Genomic DNA, 24,941 nt, shown 5'->3' with positions numbered 1-24,941 from the left:
AGTGTGGCGTGGATCAGGTGGTGTCTCGCGGAAGCGGCGGCCGACGCCGCGGAAACGGCGGCCGACGCGGCGGGTGCGGCGGGCTGCGAGGATGGCCCGGTGACTGGAACGCTCGTACTCGCAGGGACCCCCATCGGCGACACCGCGGACGCGCCGCCGCGGCTGGCCGCCGAGCTGGCGGCGGCCGATGTGATCGCCGCCGAGGACACCCGGCGGCTGCGCCGGCTCACCCAGGCGCTGGACGTCCAGCCGGGCGGCCGGGTGGTGTCCTACTTCGAGGGCAACGAGTCGGCGCGTACCCCCGAGCTGGTCGAGGCGCTGGCGGGAGGCTCCCGGGTGCTGCTGGTCACCGACGCGGGCATGCCCTCGGTCTCCGACCCCGGCTACCGGCTGGTCGCCGCCGCCGTCGAGCGCGGCATCGCGGTCACCGCGGTGCCCGGCCCGTCCGCCGTGCTCACCGCGCTGGCCGTCTCCGGGCTTCCGGTGGACCGCTTCTGCTTCGAGGGCTTCCCGCCGCGCAAGGCGGGGGAGCGGCTGGGGCGGCTGCGCGAGGCCGCCGAGGAGCGGCGCACCCTGGTCTACTTCGAGGCCCCGCACCGGCTGGCCGACACCCTGGCCGCCATGGCGGAGGTGTTCGGCGCGGACCGGCGGGCCGCGGTGTGCCGGGAGCTGACCAAGACGTACGAGGAGGTCCGGCGCGGCCCGCTGGAGGAGCTGGCGGCCTGGGCCGCCGAGGGCGTACGGGGCGAGATCACCATCGTCGTCGAGGGCGCCCCCGCACCGGGCCCCGACGAGGCCGGTCCCGCCGAGCTGGCCCGCCGGGTCGCGGTGCGCGAGGAGGCCGGGGAGCGCCGCAAGGAGGCCATCGCGGCGGTCGCGCAGGCCGCCGGGGTACCCAAAAGGGCCGTGTTCGATGCGGTCGTGGCGGCAAAGAACGCGGCGGCGGACGCGCCACGCGAAGGTAAAGCTCACCACTGAAAGGCAAAGGGCAGACCTGCCGATCGGGCGGTTTCGATAGTGCACAGCTAAATCTCCCCCAAAGAGAGGGAAGAGCTGCTGCGATCCCGCCGGGAAAGGCGTCCACTGGTGGAGAAGCGAGGGGACGTACCAATCCCCGGAAGACTTGTCCTGCGGACAAGAGGAGCTGCCATGAGCGATATAGCGGGAGCCTCGAACGGCGTTCACCCGATATCCCGGCCCACCGTCGGCCCCGAAGGCGACGAGGTGGCCCACGAGGCGTACGCCTTCGCCTGCATGAAGTGCGGGCACGGCTGGGAACGGTCGTACGACATCGAGCACCACGTGGACGGCGAGGGCCACCCCTTCGTCGTCTACTTCACCGACGGCACGCGCGTCCCGTCCCCGCTGACGAGCCCCGACTGCGTCAACTGCGGTGCGCATCTGGTGCGCATCATGCGCGCGGGCCAGGTCTCGTCGGTCCTGGAGAGCGCCCGGCGGACCCCGCCGCGCGGTGCGCCGAAGGCGGGGCAGGACGGTGCGGGGCCGGACGGCGAGGCGGACACCGGAGGCCCCACGCGACGCCGTGGACACCACTGGCACCTGTCGGATCTGCTGCACCCCTTTTCGCATCGCAAATGAGCTGGGTCAGGGTCAGCTGAGCGGCCGGGCGTGATGCGTAGGGTGTGATTCACCCGACATTCACCGGCATTCATAGAATCACGCTCATGGCGCAATCAGCATCGACCCACGGCGGCAGCGGCGGAACCGGAAGCGGGAAGAGCAACGGCGGACAAAACGTCAGGCAAAAGGAAAAGGACGCTCCGCCCCCGCTCCCGGACCCCCTGCGGGTACCGGTCGCCGACTCCCACACCCACCTGGACATGCAGACGGGGACCGTCGAGGACGCGCTCGCCAAGGCGGCCTCGGTCGGCGTGACGACCGTCGTCCAGGTGGGATGCGACCTCGCCGGGTCGCGGTGGGCGGCCGAGACCGCGGCCGCCCACGACGGCGTCTGGGCCACCGTCGCCCTCCACCCCAACGAGGCCCCCCGCATCGTCCTCGGTGACCCTGATGGATGGTCCCGGCAGGGCGCCCGGGAACCCGGCGGCGACCAGGCCCTCGACGCGGCCCTCGCCGAGATCGACACTCTCGCCGCCCTGCCCCAGGTGCGCGGCGTCGGCGAAACCGGCCTCGACTACTTCCGCACCGGCCCCGACGGCATGGCAGCCCAGGAACGTTCGTTCCGCCGCCACATCGACATCGCCAAGCGGCACGGCAAGGCCCTGGTCATCCACGACCGGGAGGCCCACGACGACGTCCTGCGGGTGCTCGCCGAGGAGGGCGCCCCCGACACCGTCGTCTTCCACTGCTACTCCGGCGACGCCGCCATGGCCAAGGTGTGCGCGGAGCACGGCTACTACATGTCCTTCGCGGGGAACGTCACCTTCAAGAACGCCCAGCTGCTGCGCGACGCCCTCGCCGTCGCCCCCCTCGACCTCCTCCTCGTGGAGACCGACGCCCCCTTCCTCACCCCCGCGCCCTACCGCGGACGGCCTAACGCTCCGTATCTGATTCCGTTCACCCTGCGGGCCATGGCCGACGTCAAGGGCGTCCCCGAAGACACCCTGGCGACCGCCGTGGCGGCCAACACCGCGCGTGTCTTCGGCTATTCGGCGCCCCGTGTCCCTCAAGACGGTTGACAACGCAGGGTAATTAATCGGCTTTGAAGAGTCACCGGACACTCCGCTACAGTCCGCGGCGTCCCGCCCCGACCCGTGGACCCGTGGAGTGTCGTCGTGAGCCGTACGCAGGGCAGCCACCGCGTCCCGGGCGGCCGTGCCGCCGCCCGCCGAGCCGCCCGGCGCGGACGCACCCCGGCCCGCACCGACCCGATGCGGCGGCTGCTGCCCCAGGCACTCGTGGTCGCCGCCCTGGCCGGGGGCACCTCCGCCTTCGTCGCCCAGGACAAGGCGGTACGGCTCAGCGTCGACGGCCACGCGCGCACCCTCCACACCTACGCCGACGACGTGGCCGAACTCCTCGCCGACGAGGACGTCGACGTCAGCCCGCACGACATCGTCGCCCCCGCCCCCGGCCAACCCCTCACCAGCGGCGCCGAGATCGCCGTCCGCTACGGCCGCCCCGTCACCCTCACGGTCGACGGCGAACGCCGCCGGGTGTGGACCACCGCCGACACCGTCGACGGCGCGCTGCGCCAACTCGGCGTACGCGCCGAGGGTGCCTACCTGTCCGCCTCCCGCTCCGCCGCCATCACCCGGCGCGGACTGGACCTCGACGTCCGCACCCGGCGCACCGTCACCTTCCTCGCCGACGGACGCGCCCACACCATCCGCACCAACGCCGCCACCATCGGCGAAGCCCTCACCAGCGCCGGGCTCACCCTGCGCGGCCACGACACCACCTCCGTGCCGCAGGACAGCTTCCCGCGCGACGGCCAGACCGTGACCGTCATGCGCATCACCGGCAGCAGGGAGATCCGTGAGACGCCGGTCCCCTTCCCGACCATCCAGCGCGCCGACCCCACCCTCTTCAAGGGCACCCAACTGGTCGCCCGCGAAGGCCGCCCCGGCACCCTGCGGACCATCTACAAGGTGCGCACCGTCAACGGCGTACGCCAGAAGCCCCGCAAGGTGCGCTCCGAGACCGTCCGCGCGCCCCTCGCCCGCATCGTCCGCGTCGGCACCATGACCCCGCCCACCGCCGTCGCCGGCGCCGACCGGCTCAACTGGCAGGCCATGGCCCGCTGCGAATCCGGCGGCCGCCCCGGCGCCGTCGACAGCTCCGGCCGCTACGGCGGGCTCTACCAGCTCGACCGCCAGACCTGGCAGGCCCTCGGCGGCCACGGCACCCCTCAGGACGCGCCCCCCGCCGAGCAGACCTACCGGGCCAAGAAGCTGTACGTCCAGCGCGGCTCCGCCCCCTGGCCGCACTGCGGCCAGAAGCTGCGCCAGTGAACGGTGCCGCGCCCGCCCCGTAAACTTCCCCGGTGAGCTCAACCGACCCCGACCCCGACCCCGGCCCCACCGCCCTGCTGGGCCCCGCCGACATCCGCGACCTCGCGGCCCGCCTCGGCGTACGCCCCACCAAGCAGCGCGGCCAGAACTTCGTCATCGACGCCAACACGGTGCGCCGCATCGTGCGCACCGCCGAGGTGCGGCCCGACGACGTCGTCGTCGAGGTCGGCCCCGGTCTCGGCTCCCTGACCCTGGCCCTGCTGGAGGCCGCCGACCGGGTCACCGCGGTCGAGATCGACGACATCCTGGCCGCCGCCCTCCCGGCCACCGTGGCCGCCCGGCTGCCCGAGCGCGCCGACCGCTTCGCGCTCGTCCACACCGACGCGCTGCACCTCACCGACCTCCCGGGGCCCGCCCCGACCGCCCTGGTCGCGAACCTCCCGTACAACGTGGCGGTCCCCGTCCTGCTCCACATGCTCGCCCGCTTCCCCACCATCGAGCGCACCCTGGTGATGGTGCAGTCGGAGGTTGCCGACCGCCTGGCCGCCCCGCCCGGCTCCAAGGTCTACGGCGTGCCCTCGATCAAGGCCGCCTGGTACGCGCACGTCAAGCGCGCGGGCGCCATCGGCCGCAACGTCTTCTGGCCCGCCCCGAACGTCGACTCCGGCCTCGTCTCCCTCATCCGCCGCGCCGAGCCCCTCGCGACGACCGCCACCCGCGACGAGGTCTTCGCCGTCGTCGACGCCGCGTTCGCCCAGCGCCGCAAGACCCTCCGCGCCGCCCTCTCCGGCTGGGCGGGCTCGGCCCCCGCCGCCGAAGCCGCCCTGACGGCGGCGGGCATCTCCCCCCAGGCCCGCGGCGAGTCCCTGACGGTAGAAGACTTCGCCGCCATCGCCGAACACGCCCCCTGATCCACCGGGCGCGGCCCGCGGGCGGCTGGCCCCCCGGGGGGGCCTGCGGCGGGCCGTCCCCCACCCCGCCCCTTCCCGCAGCATCCGAGGTGCGGCTCCGCCGCGTGGCGGGGCCCACGAGCGGCGGGGCCTACGGCGGGCCGTCCCCACCCCGCCCCTTCCCGAAACCGGGGGACACCCCCGCCCCCCAACTACGGGGCTCCGCCCCGCCCCCCCCGCCGGGGTTGCGTCCCGTGCCCCGCTGGGGCTGCGTTCCGTGCCCCCGTTGGGGCTGTGTCCTGTGCCCCGTGGGGCTGTGTCCCGTGCCCCGTGGGGCTGTGTCCCGTGCCCCCGTTGGGGCTGTGTCCCGTGCCCCGTTGGGGCTGCGTTCCGTGCCCCCGTTGGGGCTGTGTCCCGTGCCCCGTTGGGGCTGCGTTCCGTGCCCCCGCTGGGGCTGTGTCCCGTGCCCCCGCTGGGGCTGCGCCCCGCCCCCCGCCGCCGGGGTTGCGTCCCGTGCCCCGCTGGGGCTGCGTTCCGTGCCCCGCTGGGGCTGCGCCCCGTACCCCCGCTGGGACTGCGCCCCGCCCCGCCCCCGCCGGGGTTGCGTCCCGTGCCCCGCCGGGCCTGCGTTCCGCGCCCCGCCGGGGCTGTGTCCCCCGTACCCCCGCTGGGGCTGCGCCCCGTACCCCCGCTGGGGCTGCGCCCCGTACCCCCGCTGGGGCTGCGCCCCGTACCCCCGCTGGGGCTGCGCCCCGCCCCCCGCCGCCGGGGTTGCGTCCCGCCCCGCTGGGGCTGCGTTCCGTGCCCCGCTGGGGCTGTGTCCCGTGCCCCGCTGGGGCTGCGTCCCGCCCCCCCGCCGGGGCTGTGTCCTGTGCCCCGCTGGGGCTGCGTTCCGTGCCCCCGCCGGGGCTGCGCCCCGTACCCCGCTGGGGCTGTGTCCCGTGCCCCGTCGGGCCTGCGCCCCATGCCCCCGGCGCTGCGTCCCGCCCCCGTCGGGCCTGCGCTCCGTACCTCGCCGGGCCTGCGCCCAGGCTCCCACTCCGGGCTGCGCCCCAGGCCTCCGCTTCGGGGCTGCGCCCCACGCTTTGCCGGGTTCGGGTCCCAGGCTCCCGCTTCGGGGCTGCGCTCCACGTCCCGGTCCCCGCTGGCGCGCTGCCGGGGTTGCGGTCGAGCGCAGGAGGGGCCGGGGTTCCGGAGTGTGGGAAGCCGCGGTCGGTGGGGGTGCGGGGGCGGGGCCCCGAGACGGGGCCGGGGTGGAGCCCCGCGCGGGGGCCCGGGGGTGTCCCCCGCCACGCGGCGGAGCCGCACATCGGATGCTGCGGGAAGGGGCGGGGTGGGGAACAAGCCCGCCCGCAGGCGCCCGGGTCCGGGGGGCGGGGCCCCGGTGGGACCAGCCCGCGGCAGGCGCGACAATGGCCGCATCGGACACCCGACCACCCTCCCCAAGGAGCCCCGTGACCCGCCCCGTGACCGCCCGCGTTCCCGCGAAGGTCAATGTTCAGCTCGCGGTCGGCGGCCGACGCCCCGACGGCTTTCATGACCTGGCCAACGTCTTCCTCGCCGTAGGGCTCCACGACGAGGTCACGGCCACCCCCGCCGAAAGCCTCCGCGTCACCGTCGAGGGCACCGACGCCCCGCACGTCCCCACCGACCACACGAACCTCGCCGCCCGCGCGGCGATCGCGCTCGCCGCGCGCCACGGCCTCGCGCCGGACGTGCATCTGCACATCGCCAAGGACATCCCCGTCGCGGGCGGCATGGCGGGCGGCAGTGCGGACGCCGCCGGGGCGCTGCTGGCGTGCGACGCGCTGTGGGGAACGAAGACCAGCCGCACCGAACTGCTGGCGCTCTGCGCCGACCTGGGCAGCGACGTCCCGTTCAGCCTGGTCGGCGGCGCGGCCCTCGGCCGTGGCCGGGGGGAGCTGCTGACGCCGCTGGAGACGGGCGGGACGTTCCACTGGGTGTTCGCGGTCGCGGACGGCGGCCTGTCCACCCCGGCCGTCTACCGGGAGTGCGACCGCCTCCGGGAGGAGACGGGGGCGGGCGCGACCGTGGACGACATCCCCGACCCGGAGCCGTCCGAGGCGCTGCTCACGGCCCTGCGCACCGGCGACCCGGCCGCGCTGGCCGCCGCCGTGACCAACGATCTCCAGCCCGCCGCGCTGTCCCTGCGCCCGGCGCTCGCCGAGACGCTGCGCGCGGGCGCGGACGGGGGCGCACTCGCCTCCCTGGTGTCCGGCTCGGGCCCGACCTGCGCGTTCCTGGCGAAGGACGCGGAGGCCGCCCAGGACGTGGCCACGGCGGTCGCGGCGTCCGGCACCTGCCGCACCGTGCGGACGGCGTCCGGCCCGGCGCCCGGGGCGACGGTGACCACTCCCTGACCGCGACTACCCTGGAACGTCGAACGATCCGCGAAACAGGAGTGTGATGGCCACCAACTTGGTCAACGTCGAAGCCGTCGGCAAGGTGTACGGCACCCGCGCGCTGCTGGACGGCGTGTCCCTCGGGGTCAACGAGGGCGACCGGATCGGCGTCGTCGGCCGCAACGGGGACGGGAAGACCACGCTCATCCGGATCCTCGCCAAGCTCGAACCCGCCGACGACGGCCGCGTCACCCACGCCGGGGGACTGCGGGCGGGCGTGCTGACCCAGCACGATTCGCTCGACCCCGCCGCGACCGTCCGGCACGAGGTGATCGGCGACCTCGCCGACCACGAGTGGGCGGGCGACGCCAAGATCCGGGACATCCTCACCGGGCTCTTCGGCGGCCTCGACCTGCCCGCCTTCCCGCAGGGCCTGGACACCGTCATCGGCCCGCTGTCCGGCGGCGAGCGCCGCCGTATCGCGCTCGCCAAACTGCTGATCGCCGAGCAGGACCTGATCGTCCTGGACGAGCCGACGAACCACCTCGACGTCGAGGGCATCTCCTGGCTGGCCGGTCATCTGCGGGCGCGCCGCTCGGCGCTGGTGGTCGTCACCCACGACCGCTGGTTCCTGGACCAGGTCTGCACCCGCATGTGGGACGTGCAGCGCGGCGCGGTGCACGAGTACGAGGGCGGCTACAGCGACTACGTCTTCGCCCGCGCCGAGCGCGAGCGCATCGCCGCCAGCGAGGAGGCCAAGCGGCAGAACCTGATGCGCAAGGAGCTGGCCTGGCTGCGCCGCGGCGCCCCGGCCCGCACCAGCAAGCCGCGCTTCCGCATCGAGGCGGCGAACGCGCTGATCGCGGACGTCCCGCCGCCGCGCGACAGCGCCGAGCTGATGAAGTTCGCGAACTCCCGCCTCGGGAAGACGGTCTTCGACCTGGAGGACGTGACCGTCACCGCGGGGCCGAAGGTGCTGCTCAAGCATCTGACCTGGCAGTTGGGGCCGGGCGACCGGATCGGCCTGGTGGGCGTGAACGGCGCGGGCAAGACGTCGCTGCTGCGCGCCCTCGCCGAGGCCGCGCGCAGCGAGGGCGAACGGCAGCCCGAGGGCGGCCGGATCGTCGTCGGCAAGACCGTGAAGCTCGCGTACCTCTCGCAGGAGGTCGCCGAACTCGACCGGAACCTGCGCGTCCTGGAGGCCGTGGAGCAGGTGCGGCAGCGCGTCGACCTGGGCAAGGGCCGGGAGATGACCGCGTCGCAGCTGTGCGAGAAGTTCGGCTTCACCAAGGAGAAGCAGTGGACGCCGGTCGGCGATCTGTCCGGCGGTGAGCGGCGCAGGCTCCAGATCCTGCGGCTGCTGATGGACGAGCCCAATGTGCTGTTCCTGGACGAGCCGACGAACGACCTGGACATCGAGACCCTGACCCAGCTGGAGGACCTCCTCGACGGCTGGCCGGGCTCGCTCGTGGTCATCAGCCACGACCGGTACTTCCTGGAGCGCACCACCGACCGGGTGCTCGCCCTGCTGGGCGACGCTACGCTGCGCATGCTGCCGCGCGGGGTGGACGAGTACCTGGAGCGGCGGCAGCGGGCGCTGGCCGCGGCGACGGTCCCGTCCGCGTCCGGCTCCGGCAAGCAGGCGTCCGGCAAGCAGAAGACCGCGGAGGCGCCGTCCGGCGGGCAGCGCTCGGCGGCCGAGCAGCGTGCCGCGAAGAAGGAACTCCAGAAGATCGAGCGGCGGCTGGACCGCATCAGCGACCAGGAGTCCACGCTGCACGCCCAGATCGCCGAGGACGCCACGGACTTCACCCGGGTCGCCGAGCTGGACGCCAAGCTGCGGGAGCTGACGGGGGAGCGGGACGAACTGGAGACCCGCTGGCTGGAGCTGGCCGACGACGCCTGAGCGGACGGCGCGTGAGGCGCCGACGGCTCGTGGGGGCGGACGACGCGTGCGCAACAGTCGCGTCACGGGCCGGTCTCAGCTGCTCGATAGATGGCGACCGGCCCGTGGCTTGTCATGACCGGGTGATACAAAGAAACTCCCGCCTTGCCCTGCTGCTCACCGGCGGGTCGCATGTCCGATTCACTCCATCCCGGCGGATTCCGGCCGCCGGGATAGCGGGGGAGGCCGAGTCGGTCCATGGGCTCGCTTCAAAGGAATACCCATGTCACAGCCGCCTCCGCCGCCCAATCAGCCGCCGCAGGGCGGCTTCGGCGCGCCTCAGGAGCCGAGTTACGGCTATCCGCAGCAGCCGCCGGTCCCGCCTCCGCCGCCCCCGGGCCCGCCGTCGCAGCCGCCGCAGCCGCCGCAGACGCCCCCGCAGGGCGCGGGCGGTTACGGCTACCCGGGCCAGTCGGTGCACGCTGAGCCCACCCAGGCGGCCATGCCGGCCATGCCGTCCCCGTATCAGCAGCAGTACGGACAGCAGCAGTACGGGCAACAGCCCTACGGCCAGCAGCAGTACGGCCAGCAGGGGTACGGCTACCCGTCCCAGCCGCAGTACCCCGGCGGCCCGGGCCAGGGCGGCGGCCCCGGCGGCGGCCGGTCCAAGCAGCGGATGGCGGTCATCGTCAGCGCGGTGGTCGCGGTCGCGCTGGTCATCGGCGGCGGCATATGGTTCGCCACCAGCGGTGGCGACTCCGACGACCAGGCCAAGGGCAAGGACGAGCAGACCAGCCAGGGCAGCACGGGCGGCACCAAGAACAAGCCCGCGCCCAAGACGGTCAACGCCCAGCTGGTCAACAAGCTCCCGATGCCGAAGGTCGACGACCAGGTCACGGTCGAGGGCATGTGGACCGTCGGCGACACCTTCGTGAAGGCCGGGGTCAACAAGATCGACGGCTATCCACTGGACGGCGGCGCCGCGAAGTGGTCGATTCCCCTTGCCGGTGCGGTCTGCTGGTCCTCGGACCACGTCTCCAAGGGCGGTCTGACCGCGGTCCTCTACCAGGAGAGCAAGCCGACCAAGGAGGACGAGTACCCGAGCTGCAACCAGGTCGCGCTGCTGGACCTGAAGAACGGCAAGATGCGGTGGCACCGGGACGTCAGTGACGGGGACGAGAAGGTCCCCTTCGACGAAGTGACCTTCGGCGGCGGCACGGTCGCCGCGGGCGGCACCAGCGGCGGCGCCGCCTGGTCGTCGTCGGGCAAGCAGCTGTGGAAGCCGCAGCCCACCAGCGACTGCGAGGACCGCGGCTACGCGGGCAGCGAGACCAAGCTGGTCGCGGTGCGCCAGTGCGGTCAGTACGACAACCCGCAGATCCAGGTCCAGACGCTGAACCCGAAGACGGGCGCGGTGAAGTCCTCGTACAAGGTGTCGCAGGGCATCGACTACGTGCACGTCGCGTCGACCGACCCGCTGGTGATCGGGCTCGACGCGGGCGACTCGACCGGCTCCGGGGTCTCCGACTTCCTGGCCATCGACGACAGCGCCAAGGCCGGTACGGTGCGCGCGAAGATCAGCACCGAGAACGGCAAGTACCAGGCCAAGTGCCCCTCGACCAGCGTCGAGGGCTGCCGTCAGATCGCCGTCAGCAAGTCGGCCGACGCCCTGTTCCTGGGGTCGGAGGACCGCAACAGCTACGACAGCACCACCACGGCCAACGAGATCGTGGCGTTCAGCCTGTCGACCGGCAAGCCGGTCGGCAAGGCGGACGGCGTCAAGCGGGCCGCGATGACCCCGCTCGGCCTCGACGACGACGGCTTCGTGCTCGCCTACCAGGAGAGCACCTTCGACGAGGGCGGCGCGGTGTGGCGCATCGACCCCAAGTCGTACGAGAAGGCGAAGCTGTTGCAGAACCCGGCCGACAGCGGGGAGATGGAGTCGAAGTTCAGCCCCAGCTACTCGGAGATCATCTACTCCGACCAGCGGCTGTACATGAGCACCGTCTACGCCGACAAGCCCTCGGGCTCGTACGACAAGGACGACCCGCTGGCCATCATCTTCGGGGGCAGCTGACCCCCACCGGCGTCACGCCTCGGCGGCCCCGCCCGTACGCACCGTACGGGCGGGGCCGCCGCCGTTTTCCGCCCGGGTTCCCCATGATCGAATCCGTTCCGCCGGGCAGGCCGCATCGATCTGTTTCAGACGTGAATGAGGTGTCAAGTAGGCGCAGATGGGCGGGATTTCGGCATTCCGGGGGGCTTCTTCCGGGTAAGGGGCGCGCAACGTCGAACAAGCGTGTAGCTTCCCGGGGCAAAGGGGGGAAACTCATGGGCGTGCGACTCATGGTGGTCGATGACCACCGCCTGCTCGCGGAGGCCCTCGCCTCGGCGTTGAAGCTGCGCGGGCACCGGGTGCTCGCGGCGGCCGCGCCGAGCGCGGGAGCGGCGGAGCTGGTGGTGAGCCGGGCACCGGAGGTGTGTCTGCTGGGTACGGCGACACCCGCCGATCCGGGCGTGTTCGAACCGGTCGTGCGGATCAAGAAGGAGCGGCCGCAGGTCGCGGTGGTCGTCCTCGGCCCGGTGCCGAGCCCGCGCGGCATCGCCGCCGCGTTCGCCGCGGGCGCGTCGGGCTACGTTCGGCACGACGAGCGGATCGAGGGCGTCGAGCGCGCCATGATGAAGGCGCGTGCGGGCGAGGCGGCCGTGGCCCCGCAGCTGTTGCAGGGGGCGTTCGCGGAGCTGCTCAACCCCGCGGCCCAGCCGGACGACGAGGGCGCCCGGCTGCTGCGCATGCTGACCCCGCGCGAGGTGGAGGTGCTCATGCGGGTCGCGGAGGGCGAGGACACCCGGCTGATCGCCGCGGGCATGGGCATCGCGCCCAGCACGGCGCGCACCCATGTGCAGCGGGTGCTGATGAAGCTCGGGGTGGGGTCCCGGCTGGAGGCAGCGGCGCTGGCGGCGCGCACCGGTCTGCTGGACCGGGCGGCGACGCACCGCAGCGCCGTGACCTAGTGCCGCGTCAGCCAAGGTTCACCCCGCTCGCCGACCGAGTAGGCCCACTACGAGGCCGATCCGGCGCCTTGCATCTGACCGCACCAGGACGCCTCGCTACCGGGCAAACCTTGACTGACGCGGCACTAGTCTGCCTGGTCAGTCCGCGTCCCCGGGCCGGGCGGGGCCCTGCTCGGGGGCGGGGTGGGGTACGGGCAGCGGCCTGAGCTTCATCCAGAGCAGGAAGAGCAGGCCGAGGACGAGCATGCTGACGCCCGTCCACAGGTTGATGTTGATGTCCTCGGCCTTCTTCAGGTCCGCGTCGGAGGCGGTGATTCCGGCGATCGTGATGACGATGCCGTAGATCACGAACAGGCCGCCGATGATGCGCCGTACGTCGAAGAGCCGGGCCGCGGTCGCCGACTTCCCCTCCAGCTCCTCGACCTCGTGCTGATACTCGTAGTCGTCACTCATGGCGCGGGTTCCTTATCCGCAGGAGGGTCACGGGGTCACAGGGAGAACGGCACGTAGCACAGGGCGGCGAGGACGATCGCGCCCCAGCCGAGCAGGGCGGGCCTGCGGTACCAGGCCTCGTCGCCGGGCGCCGCGGGTTCGGCCAGACCGGGGGCGGTGGTCCCGTAGACCAGACCGGCCAGGGACTGCTCCGGTTTGGGCTTGGTGAACGGTGTGATGGCGACCATCACCACCCCGCCGACCACGAACGCCACGATGGCGGAGACGAAGTTGGCGCCCTGGTCGCTGGGGATGGCGATGACGCCGTCCTTGTAGAGCCAGAAGTAGTTGATCATCGCGGCGACGGTGCCCGAGAGCAGCCCCCAGAACCCGGCCGGGGCGGTGGCCCGCCGCCAGAACATCCCGATGATGAAGACGCAGAACAGCGGCACGTTGAAGAACGAGAACAGGGTCTGGAGGTAGTTCATGATGTTGCTGAACGAGGACGCGATGAACGCCGTCCCCATCCCGGCCAGCACGCCGATCGCGGTCACCACCCGCCCCGTCAGCAGGTAGTAGGCGTCCGGGCGGTCCTTGACGAGGTACGCCCGCCAGATGTCGTGGGTGAAGACCGTGTTGAAGGCCGAGACGTTGGCCGCCATGCCCGCCATGAAGGCGGCGAGCAGTCCGGTGACCGCCAGGCCCAGCACACCGTTGGGGAGCAGATCGCTCATCAGGAGCGGGATCGCGTCGTTGTACTGGAGACCGCTCTTGGTGGAGCCGATCTTCGGCTCGACGACCAGCGCGATCAGCCCCGGGACGACCACGATCAGCGGGATGAACATCTTGGGGAAGGCGGCGATCAGCGGGGTGCGCTGGGCGGCCGAGAGGTTCTTGGCGGACAGCGCGCGCTGCACCTCGGCGAAGTTGGTCGTCCAGTAGCCGAAGCTCAGGCAGAAGCCGAGGCCGAGCACGATGGTCAGCCAGTTGGCGCCCAGCGGGTTGTCCGAGCCGAGGCCGGTGCCGCCCCACGCGGAGGTGAAGTTGGGGCCGTGGGACGCTTCGAGGGAGTCCTTGAGCCCGCCGAAGCCGCCCACCCGCTTGAGGCCGACGACGGTGAGCGGGATGAGCGCGGCGAGGATGACGAAGAACTGGAGCACCTCGTTGTAGATCGCCGAGGAGAGTCCGCCCAGGGTGATGTACGCGAGCACGAACAGCCCGGCGACGACGATGGCCACCCACTGCGGCCAGCCGAGCAGCGCCTCGACGACGATGGCCATCGCGTACAGGTTGACGCCCGCGATCAGCACGGACGCCACGGAGAAGATGATCGAGCTGAGCAGGTGCGAGGACGGCCCGTAGCGGTGCAGCAGGAATTCGGGCACCGACCTGACCTTGGAGCCGTAGTAGAACGGCATCATCACCAGGCCGAGGAAGACCATGGCCGGAATGGCGCCGACCCAGTACCAGTGCACCGTGTAGACGCCGTACTGGGCGCCGTTGGCCGCCATTCCCAGGATCTCCAGGGCGCCCAGATTGGCGGCGACGAAGGCGAGACCGGTGACCCAGGCGGGCAGTGACCGGCCGGAGAGAAAGAAGTCCAGGCTCGTCTTCACGCTTCGTCTGGCGGCGAATCCGACGCCGAGTACGACGGCGAAGTAGAGGATCAGGATGGTGTAGTCGAGGGCGTTGGTCGGGAGCCGGAGATCTGCTGCCAGAGGGTGCATGCGAATTATCCTGCTTTATTAGGGCGCCTCCACCGCGCATTGACGCCGCTGTTGGCTTGTGGTTCATTATGTTTAGTTGTGTTGGGTGATGCTGACAGGAGCTGGCGGCGTGAAGAAGACGGCGACGCGGCTCGCGGACGGACGCGAGCTGATCTACTACGACGCGCGCGACGACGCGGTGCGCGACGCCGTCGACCAGCGGCCGCTCGACCCCATATCCACCCGCTCCGAGATCCGCCACGACCGCCTCCTCGGCGACGACGTGGCCGTCGCCTCCCACCGCCAGGGGCGCACGTACCACCCGCCGGCCGACGAATGCCCGCTGTGCCCCTCGCGCGACGGGCGGCTCAGCGAGATCCCCGCCTCCGACTACGACGTCGTCGTCTTCGAGAACCGCTTTCCCTCGCTGGCCGGTGACGCGGGGCGGTGTGAGGTCGTGTGCTTCACCTCCGACCACGACGCCTCCTTCGCCGACCTCACCGCCGAGCAGGCCGCGCTGGTGCTCGACGCCTGGACCGACCGGACCGCCGAGCTGGCCCAACTCCCCTCCGTCGAGCAGGTGTTCTGCTTCGAGAACCGGGGCAGGGAGATCGGCGTCACCCTCGGCCATCCGCACGGCCAGATCTACGGGTATCCCTTTCCGACGCCGCGTACCCGGCTGATGCTGCGCTCCCTCGCCGAGCACCGTGAGCGGACCGGTCGGAATCTGTTCGATGATGTGGTCGCGGAGGAGCGGTCCGACGGATCGCGCATCGTGCTCGACGGGGAGCACTGGACCGCCTTCGTCCCGTATGCCGCGCACTGGCCGTACGAGGTGCACCTCTACCCCAAGCGCCGGGTCCCGGACCTGACCGCGCTGGACGATGCCGCACGCACAGAGTTTCCACAGATGTATCTGGAACTCTTGAAGCGCTTCGACCGGATATTCGACGGGCGGGGTGGTGGGAAGGAAGGTGAAGGTGAGCCGCCGACGCCGTACATCGCCGCCTGGCACCAGGCGCCGTTCACGGCGGACGACCGCGAGGAATTCGCACTCCACCTCGAGCTTTTCACCATCCGCCGCACTTCCGGCAAGCTGAAGTTTCTCGCGGGTTCCGAATCCGGCATGAATGTGTTCATCAATGATGTGCCGCCGGAGGCCGCGGCCGAGCGACTGCGAGAGGTAGCGAGCAAGTGAGCAATGCGCAGCACAAGAAGTACCTGGTCACAGGCGGTGCCGGTTATGTCGGCAGCGTGGTCGCCGCGCATCTGCTGGAGGCCGGGCACCGGGTGACCGTCCTGGACGACCTGTCCACCGGGCACCGCGCGGGCGTTCCGGAGGGCGCGGAGTTCATCGAGGGCCGCGTCCAGGACGCGGCCAAGTGGCTCGACGCCTCGTACGACGGTGTGCTGCACTTCGCGGCGTCCTCGCAGGTCGGGGAGTCCGTCGTCGACCCGGAGAAGTACTGGGTCAACAACGTCGGCGGGACCACCGCGCTGCTCGCGGCGATGCGGGACGCCGGGGTGCGCACCCTGGTCTTCTCCTCCACCGCCGCCACCTACGGCGAACCGGACGACGTCCCGATCACCGAGGACTCCGCGACCGCGCCGACCAATCCGTACGGCGCCACCAAGCTCGCCGTCGACCACATGATCAGCGGGGAGTGCGCCGCCCACGGCCTGGCCGCGGTCTCCCTGCGGTACTTCAACGTCGCGGGCGCCTACGGGGCGTACGGCGAGCGCCATGAGCCCGAGTCGCACCTGATCCCGCTGGTGCTCCAGGTCGCGCAGGGCCGCCGCGAGGCGATCTCCGTCTTCGGCGACGACTACCCGACCCCCGACGGCACCTGCGTCCGCGACTACATCCACGTCGCCGACCTGGCCGACGCCCACCTCCTCGCGCTGGGCGCTGCCTCCGTGGGCGAGCACTTGGTCTGCAACCTCGGCAACGGCAACGGCTTCTCCGTCCGCGAGGTCGTCGAGACCGTCCGCCAGGTCACCGGCCACCCGATCCCCGAGGTCGTCGCCGACCGCCGGGGCGGCGACCCGGCCGTGCTGGTGGCCTCGGCCGAGCGCGCCAAGGAGCGCCTCGGCTGGCGCCCGAGCCGCGCCGACCTGAAGGGCATCGTCGCGGACGCGTGGGAGTTCGCGCAGCGCGCGCACTGAGCGGCTGAGCGGTTGAATGGCGACGTCCGCGGCCGCCCGGCCGCGGACGACGGGAACAATGGGACAGGGGACAGCGAGTGAGCGACGTATCGGCGGGGTTCCGGGAGGTCTACGGGACCGGCCCGGAGGGCGTGTGGGCGGCGCCGGGCAGGGTCAACCTGATCGGTGAGCACACCGACTACAACGACGGCTTCGTGATGCCGCTCGCCCTGCCCCACACCTGCCTGGCGGCCGCCTCCCCGCGCACCGACGGGGTGCTGCGCGTCCACTCCGGGGACGCCCCGGGCGGGGTCGTCGAGCTGCGCGTCCGGGAGCTGATCCCGGTCGCCGCGGGCGGCACCGGCGGCGACCGCGGCGGCTGGGCGGCCTACCCGGCGGGCGTGGTGTGGGCGCTGCGCGAGGAGGGGCTGCTCTCCGGCGCCGCGGCCGGCGGGGCGGACCTGCACTACGCGTCCACGGTGCCCACCGGCGCCGGGCTGTCCTCGTCCGCCGCGCTGGAGGTGGTGACGGCCACCGCGCTGAACGAGCTGTACGGGCTGGGGCTCACCCCGGAGCGCATCGCCCAGCTGTGCCAGCGCGCGGAGAACCAGTTCGTCGGCGTCCCCTGCGGGATCATGGACCAGATGGCGTCCGCCTGCTGCACCGAGGGCCATGCGCTCTTCCTCGACGCCCGCGACCTCACCCAGCGGCAGGTGCCGTTCGACCTCGCGGCGGAGGGGCTGCGGCTGCTGGTCGTGGACACCCGGGTGAAGCACGAGCTGGGCGACGGCGCGTACGCCAACCGGCGCGCCGCGTGCGAGTCGGCCGCGCGGGCGCTCGGCGTGTCCGCGCTGCGCGAGGTGGAGTTCGCGACCCTGGACGCGACGCTCACCACCCTCGCCGGGTTCGGCGTCGACGACACCGTGCGCCGCCGGGTGCGCCATGTGGTGAGCGAGAACCAGAGGGTACGGGAGGTCATCGAGCGGCTGGACGCGGGCGACACCCGGTCCATCGGCCCGGTCCTGACCGCCGGACACGCCTCGTGCCGCGATGACTTCGAGATCTCCTGTGCCGAGCTGGACCTCGTGGTGGAGTCGGGATGCGCGGCGGGCGCGCTCGGGGCGCGGATGACCGGCGGCGGCTTCGGCGGCTCGGCCATCGTGCTGGTCGAGGAGGCGGACGCGGACGCGGTGGCCAAGGCGGTCACCGAGGCCTTCGCCGCCGCCGGACACCGCTCCCCGCGGATCTTCCCGGCGGTCCCGAGCGCGGGCGCCCGGCGGCTGTAGCCGGAGGAGACTCTTCGGACGATCCGGGCCGCCTCGCTGCCTTCGGCCGTTGAGCGATCAATTTTCGCCGTTCTTGGCTTCCTCACTCCCCAAGACCGAACACAAAGACCACCGTAAACAGGCGAGGCTGGGCAGTTTCGTTCATCCGTTCCGGATGGCGTGCCCCGGCCTTACGCTGAGCACAGCGTCGGTGGGGGCCGACGTGCATCAGGGGGCGAGACAGTCAGGTACGACGCCCGGGGTGGGGTAGCGATCTCGGCACGGCGGCGGCCGTGCGGTTGCGGTGACCCCTTCCCGGGCGCCGTACCCGTACTGCTTCTCGGGGTATCCGGGAGTATCCGGCGACGTGGGGGGTTCCGTGGCACGTATTCGGGTTCTGGTGGTCGACGACCATCGCATTTTCGCCGAGTCACTGGCCGCCGCCCTCGCGGCGGAACAGGACGTGGACGTGGCGGCGGCCGGAAGCGGCCCGGCGGCGCTGCGCTGTCTGGAGCGCGGAGTGGCCGAGGGGCGCCGCTTCGACGTCCTTCTGATCGACGCCGATCTGGGCTCGCTGAACGGGGAGCCGGTCCCCGTGCCGCAGGCCGTACCGGCCGAGGCCGCCCACGGCGGCGGCCCGGGCGCGGGCCCGCCGGGGCGGGTCAACGGGCGCTCGCAGGACGGCATAGCGCTGGTCGGCGGCGTGCGCACCGCGCAACCCGGGGTGCGCACCGTGGTGCTGGCCGAGCGCGACGATCCGCGCCGGGCCGCGGCGGCGCTCCAGGCCGGGGCGTCCGGCTGGGTGGCCAAGGACTGTTCGCTGGTCCGGCTGCTCGCCGTGATCCGGGGCGTGCTGCGCGACGAGACGCATCTGCCGCCCGCGCTGCTCACCGGCGTGCTGCGGGAGCTGACGGCGGCTCGTAAGCACCGCACCGAGAGCGAGCGGCTGGTCGAATCGCTGACGCCGCGTGAGCGGGAAGTGCTGCGCTGCATGGTGGCCGGGCTCGGCCGCAAGGCGGTGGCCGAGCGGCTGTTCCTGTCCCCGCACACCGTCCGCACCCATATGCAGAACGTGCTGGGCAAGCTGGGCGTGCACTCCACGCTGGCCGCCGTGGCGCTGGCCCGGCGGGCGGGCGTCGGCCCGGTCGACCTAGCCGGGGAAATTGTCGAACGGGGCGGTCAGCTGGCGTAGCAGCGCCGCCAGTTCGGCGCGCTGCGCCTGGGACAGCTCGGCGAGGATGGCGCGCTCGTGGTCCAGCAGCCCGGCCAGCGCCTGGTCGGCGCGGTCGCGTCCCTCCGCGGTGAGCCGGACCAGCACCCCGCGCCGGTCACTGGGGTCGGGCAGCCGCTCGACCAGGCCCTTCTTCGCCAGCCGGTCGATGCGATTGGTCATGGTGCCCGAGGTGACGAGCGTCTGGGTCAGCAGTTGCCCGGGGGAGAGCTGGTACGGGGGCCCGGCCCGCCGCAGCGAGGTCAGCACGTCGAACTCCCAGGACTCCAGCTGGTGCTCGCTGAAGGCGATGCGCCGCGCCCGGTCGAGATGGCGCGCGAGCCGGCTGACGCGGCTGAGTACTTCGAGCGGTTCGACATCGAGGTCGGGGCGTTCCCGACGCCATGCCGCCACCAGTCGATCGACCTCGTCGTCCATGGCGATCAGTGTAATAGGTCTGTCGACATGAAGTCTCTTGACATCAAGAGACACTCTGGAGGACGGTAAGCCTGCTCGTACCGACCGTACCCGCTCAAGGGACTTCACCATGCGTGCGTCACCCCACTGGGACGCGGCCCAGTACCTCCGCCACTCCGGCCACCGGGCCCGCCCCTTCCGCGACCTCCTCGCCCGCATCCCCGCGCTCCCCGCGGAACCCGGCCGCCCGCCCCGCATCGCCGACCTCGGCTGCGGCCCCGGCAACGTCACCGTCCTGCTCTTCGAGCGCTGGCCGGACGCCCACATCACCGGCCTCGACAGCTCCGCCGAGATGCTCGACCGGGCCCAGCCCCTCGCCGGGCCCACGACCGGCGGCGGCCGCCTCGACTTCCGCACCGTCGACGCCCTGCGCTGGGAGCCGGACGAGACCTACGACCTCATCGTGTCCAACGCCGCGCTCCAGTGGATGCCCGGCCACGCCGACGCCTTCCCCGGCTGGCTCGCCGCCCTCCGCCCCGGCGGCACCCTCGCCTTCCAGCTCCCCGGCAACTTCGGCGCCCCCAGCCACACCCTGCTGCGCGACCTGTGCGACGCGCCGCAGTGGCGCGACCGCCTCACCGACGCCGTGCGCAGCCCCGCCTCCGCCCTGGAGCCCCTCGACTACCTCGACCGGCTCACCGCGCTGGGCTGCGAGGTCGACGCCTGGGAGACCACCTACCTCCAGATCCTCACCGGCCCTGACCCCGTCCTCGACTGGACCAAGGGCACCGCCCTGCGGCCCGTCCTCACCGCCCTCGCCGACGACCCGGCGGCCCGTGACCGCTTCCTCGGCGAGTACGCGGCCCTGCTCCGCGAGGCCTACCCGGCGGCCCCGTACGGCACGGCGTTCCCGTTCCGCCGCATCTTCGCCGTGGCCCACAAGCAGACCTGACGACGCCCCCTCACGCCTTGCGGTGGCCTATCAGCCGCGGCTTCTGCTCCAGGCCGTCCAGGCCGTGCCAGGCCAGGTTCACCAGATGCGCCGCCACCTCGGACTTCTTCGGCTTGCGGACGTCCAGCCACCACTGGCCGGTCAGCGCCACCATCCCCACCAGGGCCTGGGCGTACAGCGGGGCGAGCTTGGCGTCGAAGCCGCGGGCCTTGAACTCCAGGCCCAGGATGTCCTCCACCTGGGTGGCGATGTCGCTGATCAGCGAGGCGAAGGTGCCCGTCGACTGGGCGACGGGGGAGTCACGGACCAGGATGCGGAAGCCGTCCGTGTACTCCTCGATGTAGTCCAGCAGGGCGAACGTGGCCTGCTCGCACAGCTCCCGTGGATGGCCCGCGGTCAGCGACGTGGTCACCATGTCCAGCATCCGCCGCATCTCACGGTCCACCACGACCGCGTACAGCCCTTCCTTGCCCCCGAAGTGCTCGTACACCACCGGCTTGGAGACCCCGGCCTTCGCCGCGATCTCCTCCACCGAGGTGCCCTCGAAGCCCCGTTCGGCGAAGAGCGCCCGACCGATGTCCAGCAGCTGCTCCCGGCGCTCCTTGCCGGTCATCCGTACCCTGCGGGGCCGCCGGGGGCCGGATCCGGAGGACCGGACGGTCCCGGCCGCCCGGTCCTTGCTGCCGCTGGTATTACTGTCGGTCTCCACGCCCTCTATCATGCCGCTTCGACAGGGGCCTCTTTACGGCGGGAGTCGATCCGGTTCGCGCTCGGCCAGCGGACGTCATACGCCCAGCCCAGCTTCTCGAACCAGCGGATGATCCGGGCGCTGGAGTCCAGCTGGCCCTTCATCACCCCGTGCCGGGCGCACGTCGGATCGGCGTGGTGCAGGTTGTGCCAGGACTCGCCGCAGGAGAGCACCGCGAGCCACCACACGTTCCCCGACCGGTCGCGCGACTTGAACGGCCGCTTGCCCACCGCGTGGCAGATCGAATTGATCGACCAGGTCACGTGATGAAGCAGCGCCACCCGGACGAGCGACCCCCAGAAGAACGCGGTCGCGGCCCCCTGCCACGACCAGGTCACCAGGCCGCCGATGGCGGCGGGCAGCAGCAGCGACACGACCGTCCACACGACGAACTGGCGCGAGATGTTCCGGACCGCGCTGTCCTTGATCAGGTCCGGCGCGTACTTGTACTGCGGCGTCTGCTCCTCATCGAACATCCATGCGATATGCGCCCACCACAACCCCTTCATCAGGGCCGGAACGGTCTCCCCATACCGCCACGGCGAATGCGGGTCGCCCTCCGCGTCGGAGAACTTGTGGTGCTTGCGGTGATCGGCCACCCAGCGCACCAGCGGCCCCTCCACCGCCAGTGAGCCCGCGATCGCCAGCGCGATCCGCAGCGGGCGCTTCGCCTTGAAGGAGCCATGGGTGAAGTAGCGGTGGAAGCCGATCGTGATGCCGTGGCAGCCGATGTAGTACATGACCACCATCAGCGCCAGGTCCAGCCAGCTCACCCCCCAGCCCCAGGCCAGAGGGATCGCCGCGACCAGCGCGATGAACGGGACGGTGATGAACAGCAGCAGGGTGATCTGTTCGACGGAACGCTTGCTGTCCCCGCCGAGCGTGGCGGACGGAAGCGGGGTCTCCTGGGCCTTCGGCGCGTCGTGGGTCACGTCGGGGCTTGCAGTCATGGGATCCCTCGTGGGGCTCGGGGCTGGGCTACGGATCCGTAACCTACGGCGACGTAAGTATGGCAGGGCCGCGAACCGGGGCAAGAGGGCTCTGGTTTCCCCCGAGGGAACGCCGCCTATCCTGGGGACGTCGGACAGCGCGGTCCGCACATGGCCGAAAGCACCCGGTGCGGGCCCTGCGGCGCCAGCCGCGCGGGGCTGCACCCCGCTAGGAACCCCCGTTCACTGCAAGGAGCCCGCACCTGTGAGCAGTGCCGACCACACGAACGCCGCCCTGCGTGCCGATATCCGCCGTCTGGGCGACCTCCTCGGCGAGACCCTGGTCCGACAGGAGGGGCCCGACCTCCTCGACCTCGTCGAGCGCGTCCGCGCCCTCACCCGCAGTGACGGCGAGGCCGCCGCCGAGCTCCTCGGCACCACCGACCTGCCCACCGCGGCCAAGCTGGTGCGGGCCTTCTCGACCTACTTCCACCTGGCCAACGTCACCGAGCAGGTGCACCGGAGCCGCGAGCTGAGCGCCCGGCGCGCCGCCGAGGGCGGCATCCTCGCCCGCACCGTCGACCAGCTCAAGGACGCCGACGCCGACCACCTGCGGCAGACCGTGGAGCACCTGGGCGTCCGCCCGGTGTTCACCGCCCACCCCACCGAGGCCGCCCGCCGCACCGTCCTCAACAAGCTGCGCCGTATCGCCGAGCTGCTGGACACCCTCGCCGCCGGCGGCGAGAGCCGCCGCGCCGACCTGCGGCTGGCCGAGAACATCGACCTGCTGTGGCAGACCGACGAGCTGCGGGTCGCCCGCCCCGAGCCCGCCGACGAGGCCCGCAACGCCGTCTACTACCTCGACGAGCTGCACGCCCACGCCGTCGGCGACGTCCTGGAGGACCTCACCGCCGAGCTGGAGCGGGTCGGCATCGAGCTGCCCGCCACCACCCGCCCGCTCACCTTCGGCACCTGGATCGGCGGCGACCGCGACGGCAACCCCAACGTCACCCCGCAGGTGACCTGGGAGGTGCTGATCCTCCAGCACGAGCACGGCATCACCGACGCCCTGGAGATCATCGACGACCTGCGCGCCGCCCTCTCCAGCTCCATCCGCAACTCCGACGCCTCCGAGGAGCTGCTCGCCTCCCTCCAGCGCGACCTGGAGCTGCTGCCCGAGATCAGCCCGCGCTACAAGCGGCTGAACGCCGAGGAGCCCTACCGGCTCAAGGCCACCTGCATGCGGCAGAAGCTCGTCAACACCCGCGAGCGCCTCGCCAAGGACGCCCCGCACGTCCCCGGCCGCGACTACCTCGGCACCGCCGAGATGCTGGACGACCTCCGGCTCATCCAGGACTCGCTGCGCGCCCACCGCGGCGCCCTGATCGCCGACGGCCGCCTCGAGCGCGCCATCCGCACCTTGGCCGCCTTCGGCATCCAGCTCGCCACCATGGACGTGCGCGAGCACGCCGACGCCCACCACCACGCCCTCGGCCAGCTCTTCGACCGCCTCGGCGAGGAGTCCTGGCGGTACGCGGACATGCCCCGCGACTACCGGCGCAAGCTGCTCGCCAAGGAACTGCGCTCCCGCCGCCCGCTCGCGCCCTCCCCGGCGCCGCTGGACGCCGCCGGAGCCAAGACCCTCGGCGTCTTCCAGACCATCCGCGAGTCCTTCGAGCGCTTCGGGCCCGAGATCGTGGAGTCGTACATCATCTCCATGTGCGCCGGGTCGGACGACGTCTTCGCCGCCGCCGTCCTCGCCCGCGAGGCCGGGCTCATCGACCTGCACGGCGGCTGGGCCAAGATCGGCATCGTGCCGCTGCTGGAGACCACCGACGAGCTGAAGATCGCCGACCAGCTCCTCGACGACATGCTCTCCGACCCCTCCTACCGGCGCCTCGTCTCGCTGCGCGGCGATGTGCAGGAGGTCATGCTCGGCTACTCCGACTCCTCCAAGTTCGGCGGCATCACCACCTCCCAGTGGGAGATCCACCGCGCCCAGCGGCTGCTGCGCGACGTGGCCCACCGGCACGGCGTACGGCTGCGCCTCTTCCACGGCCGCGGCGGCACCGTCGGCCGGGGCGGCGGCCCCACCCACGACGCGATCCTCGCCCAGCCGTGGGGCACCCTCGAAGGCGAGATCAAGGTCACCGAGCAGGGCGAGGTCATCTCCGACAAGTACCTGGTCCCCTCGCTCGCCCGCGAGAACCTGGAGCTGACCGTGGCCGCCACCCTCCAGGCGTCGGCCCTGCACACCGCCCCGCGCCAGTCGGACGAGGCACTGGCCCGCTGGGACGCGGCGATGGACACGGTGTCCGACGCCGCCCACGGCGCCTACCGCGCCCTGGTGGACGACCCCGACCTGCCCGCGTACTTCTTCGCCTCCACCCCCGTCGACCAGCTCGCCGAACTCCACCTCGGCTCGCGCCCGTCCCGCCGCCCCGACTCCGGCGCGGGACTCGACGGGCTGCGGGCCATCCCGTGGGTCTTCGGCTGGACCCAGTCCCGGCAGATCGTCCCCGGCTGGTTCGGCGTCGGCTCCGGCCTCAAGGCCGCCCGCGAGGCCGGGCTCGACGGCGTGCTGGACGAGATGCACCAGCACTGGCACTTCTTCCGCAACTTCCTGTCCAACGTCGAGATGACCCTCGCCAAGACGGACCTGCGGATCGCCCGGCACTACGTCGACACCCTGGTGCCGGACGAGCTGAAGCACGTCTTCGACGTCATCCAGGCGGAGCACGAGCTGACGGTGCGGGAGGTGCTGCGGATCACGGGCGAGACCGAACTCCTGGACTCCAACCCCGTCCTGAAGCAGACCTTCCACGTCCGGGACGCCTACCTCGACCCGATCTCCTACCTCCAGGTGAGCCTGCTCGACCGGCAGCGCACCGCCCGCGAGCGCGGCGAAGAGCCCGACCCGGTGCTGGCCCGGGCCCTGCTCCTCACCGTCAACGGCGTGGCGGCGGGTCTGCGCAACACCGGCTGATCACCCCGGCACACACCGAGCGGCGGCCCGCTCCCCGGAGGAGCGGGCCGCCGCTCGGTGTGT

At 72.3% G+C, this 24,941-nt stretch carries 20 protein-coding genes; 15 read left to right on the top strand and 5 right to left on the bottom strand.

The genetic code is table 11. The features are described from left to right. Positions 1–99 precede the first annotated feature (99 nt). The 9 genes from rsmI (at position 100) to LCH29_RS18670 (ending at position 12,088) form a co-directional block, all read left to right on the top strand. Positions 100–978, top strand: coding sequence for a 16S rRNA (cytidine(1402)-2'-O)-methyltransferase (gene rsmI / locus LCH29_RS18710; protein WP_446462874.1), 879 nt, complete (start codon positions 100–102; stop codon positions 976–978). Positions 979–1,149: 171 nt separating this feature from the next. Continuing rightward, entirely contained in the window at positions 1,150–1,599 is a 450-nt protein-coding gene (locus LCH29_RS18705; RefSeq protein ID WP_446462873.1) for a hypothetical protein, read from the top strand. Between the two features lie 86 nt (positions 1,600–1,685). Next, positions 1,686–2,660, top strand: a complete 975-nt coding sequence (locus LCH29_RS18700; RefSeq protein ID WP_446462872.1) for a TatD family hydrolase — start codon at positions 1,686–1,688, stop codon at positions 2,658–2,660. A 96-nt stretch (positions 2,661–2,756) separates the two neighbouring features. Further along, positions 2,757–3,935 carry a ubiquitin-like domain-containing protein gene (locus LCH29_RS18695; protein WP_446462871.1) on the top strand — a complete coding sequence of 393 codons (1,179 nt, stop codon included), beginning with the start codon at positions 2,757–2,759 and terminating at the stop codon, positions 3,933–3,935. Between the two features lie 32 nt (positions 3,936–3,967). Continuing rightward, positions 3,968–4,846, top strand: coding sequence for a 16S rRNA (adenine(1518)-N(6)/adenine(1519)-N(6))-dimethyltransferase RsmA (gene rsmA, locus LCH29_RS18690; protein ID WP_446462870.1), 879 nt, complete (start codon positions 3,968–3,970; stop codon positions 4,844–4,846). A gap of 1,433 nt (positions 4,847–6,279) precedes the next feature. Further along, complete coding sequence (locus LCH29_RS18685; protein ID WP_446462869.1) at positions 6,280–7,206, top strand: 4-(cytidine 5'-diphospho)-2-C-methyl-D-erythritol kinase; 927 nt, start codon at positions 6,280–6,282, stop codon at positions 7,204–7,206. A gap of 46 nt (positions 7,207–7,252) precedes the next feature. After that, entirely contained in the window at positions 7,253–9,094 is a 1,842-nt protein-coding gene (locus LCH29_RS18680) for an ABC-F family ATP-binding cassette domain-containing protein (RefSeq protein ID WP_446462868.1), read from the top strand. Between the two features lie 262 nt (positions 9,095–9,356). Beyond that, the gene (locus LCH29_RS18675; RefSeq protein WP_446462867.1) at positions 9,357–11,150 is read left to right on the top strand and encodes a hypothetical protein; all 1,794 of its coding nucleotides are present in this window, start codon (positions 9,357–9,359) and stop codon (positions 11,148–11,150) included. 254 nt (positions 11,151–11,404) lie between these two features. Further along, a complete protein-coding gene (locus tag LCH29_RS18670) occupies positions 11,405–12,088 on the top strand; it encodes a response regulator transcription factor (protein ID WP_446462866.1) in 684 nt (227 codons plus the stop codon). Between the two features lie 138 nt (positions 12,089–12,226). Here the strand turns inward: LCH29_RS18670 and LCH29_RS18665 are convergent, their stop codons facing one another. Together LCH29_RS18665 and LCH29_RS18660 are read right to left on the bottom strand one after the other, a co-directional pair. Next, a complete protein-coding gene (locus LCH29_RS18665; protein WP_446462865.1) occupies positions 12,227–12,541 on the bottom strand; it encodes a hypothetical protein in 315 nt (104 codons plus the stop codon). A 35-nt stretch (positions 12,542–12,576) separates the two neighbouring features. Continuing rightward, on the bottom strand, positions 12,577–14,247 hold the full coding sequence (locus LCH29_RS18660) for a sodium:solute symporter family protein (RefSeq protein ID WP_446462864.1): 1,671 nt from the start codon (positions 14,245–14,247) through the stop codon (positions 12,577–12,579). A gap of 109 nt (positions 14,248–14,356) precedes the next feature. Here LCH29_RS18660 and galT point away from each other — a divergent pair, with 109 nt between their 5' ends. The 4 genes from galT to LCH29_RS18640 all read left to right on the top strand — a co-directional run bounded on the left by galT (position 14,357) and on the right by LCH29_RS18640 (position 18,828). Next, the gene (gene galT, locus LCH29_RS18655) at positions 14,357–15,424 is read left to right on the top strand and encodes a galactose-1-phosphate uridylyltransferase (protein WP_446462863.1); all 1,068 of its coding nucleotides are present in this window, start codon (positions 14,357–14,359) and stop codon (positions 15,422–15,424) included. Continuing rightward, entirely contained in the window at positions 15,421–16,392 is a 972-nt protein-coding gene (gene galE, locus LCH29_RS18650; RefSeq protein ID WP_446462862.1) for a UDP-glucose 4-epimerase GalE, read from the top strand. Before galT ends, galE begins: the two co-directional genes overlap by 4 nt. 77 nt (positions 16,393–16,469) lie before the next feature. Then, positions 16,470–17,657 carry a galactokinase gene (gene galK / locus LCH29_RS18645; protein ID WP_446462861.1) on the top strand — a complete coding sequence of 396 codons (1,188 nt, stop codon included), beginning with the start codon at positions 16,470–16,472 and terminating at the stop codon, positions 17,655–17,657. A gap of 358 nt (positions 17,658–18,015) precedes the next feature. Beyond that, complete coding sequence (locus tag LCH29_RS18640) at positions 18,016–18,828, top strand: helix-turn-helix transcriptional regulator (protein ID WP_123107276.1); 813 nt, start codon at positions 18,016–18,018, stop codon at positions 18,826–18,828. Here the strand turns inward: LCH29_RS18640 and LCH29_RS18635 are convergent. Continuing rightward, a complete protein-coding gene (locus LCH29_RS18635; RefSeq protein WP_446462860.1) occupies positions 18,787–19,284 on the bottom strand; it encodes a MarR family winged helix-turn-helix transcriptional regulator in 498 nt (165 codons plus the stop codon). The genes LCH29_RS18640 and LCH29_RS18635 overlap by 42 nt on opposite strands. 109 nt (positions 19,285–19,393) lie before the next feature. On the opposite strand from LCH29_RS18635, the gene LCH29_RS18630 reads away from it, so the two are divergent. Next, positions 19,394–20,215, top strand: coding sequence for a trans-aconitate 2-methyltransferase (locus LCH29_RS18630; protein WP_446462859.1), 822 nt, complete (start codon positions 19,394–19,396; stop codon positions 20,213–20,215). Between the two features lie 10 nt (positions 20,216–20,225). Here the strand turns inward: LCH29_RS18630 and LCH29_RS18625 are convergent, their stop codons facing one another. Then, positions 20,226–20,936 carry a TetR family transcriptional regulator gene (locus LCH29_RS18625; RefSeq protein WP_446462858.1) on the bottom strand — a complete coding sequence of 237 codons (711 nt, stop codon included), beginning with the start codon at positions 20,934–20,936 and terminating at the stop codon, positions 20,226–20,228. Further along, the gene (locus LCH29_RS18620) at positions 20,933–21,913 is read right to left on the bottom strand and encodes an acyl-CoA desaturase (RefSeq protein ID WP_446462857.1); all 981 of its coding nucleotides are present in this window, start codon (positions 21,911–21,913) and stop codon (positions 20,933–20,935) included. Before LCH29_RS18620 ends, LCH29_RS18625 begins: the two co-directional genes overlap by 4 nt. A 244-nt stretch (positions 21,914–22,157) precedes the next feature. Here LCH29_RS18620 and ppc point away from each other — a divergent pair, with 244 nt between their 5' ends. Further along, positions 22,158–24,878, top strand: a complete 2,721-nt coding sequence (ppc, locus tag LCH29_RS18615) for a phosphoenolpyruvate carboxylase (RefSeq protein ID WP_123107275.1) — start codon at positions 22,158–22,160, stop codon at positions 24,876–24,878. Positions 24,879–24,941: the final 63 nt, after the last annotated feature.

The sequence above is a fragment of the Streptomyces sp. BRA346 genome (assembly GCF_052851135.1).
Note: the sequence above shows the minus strand (reverse complement) of the source record. Positions and strands in the feature narration are given on the sequence as shown.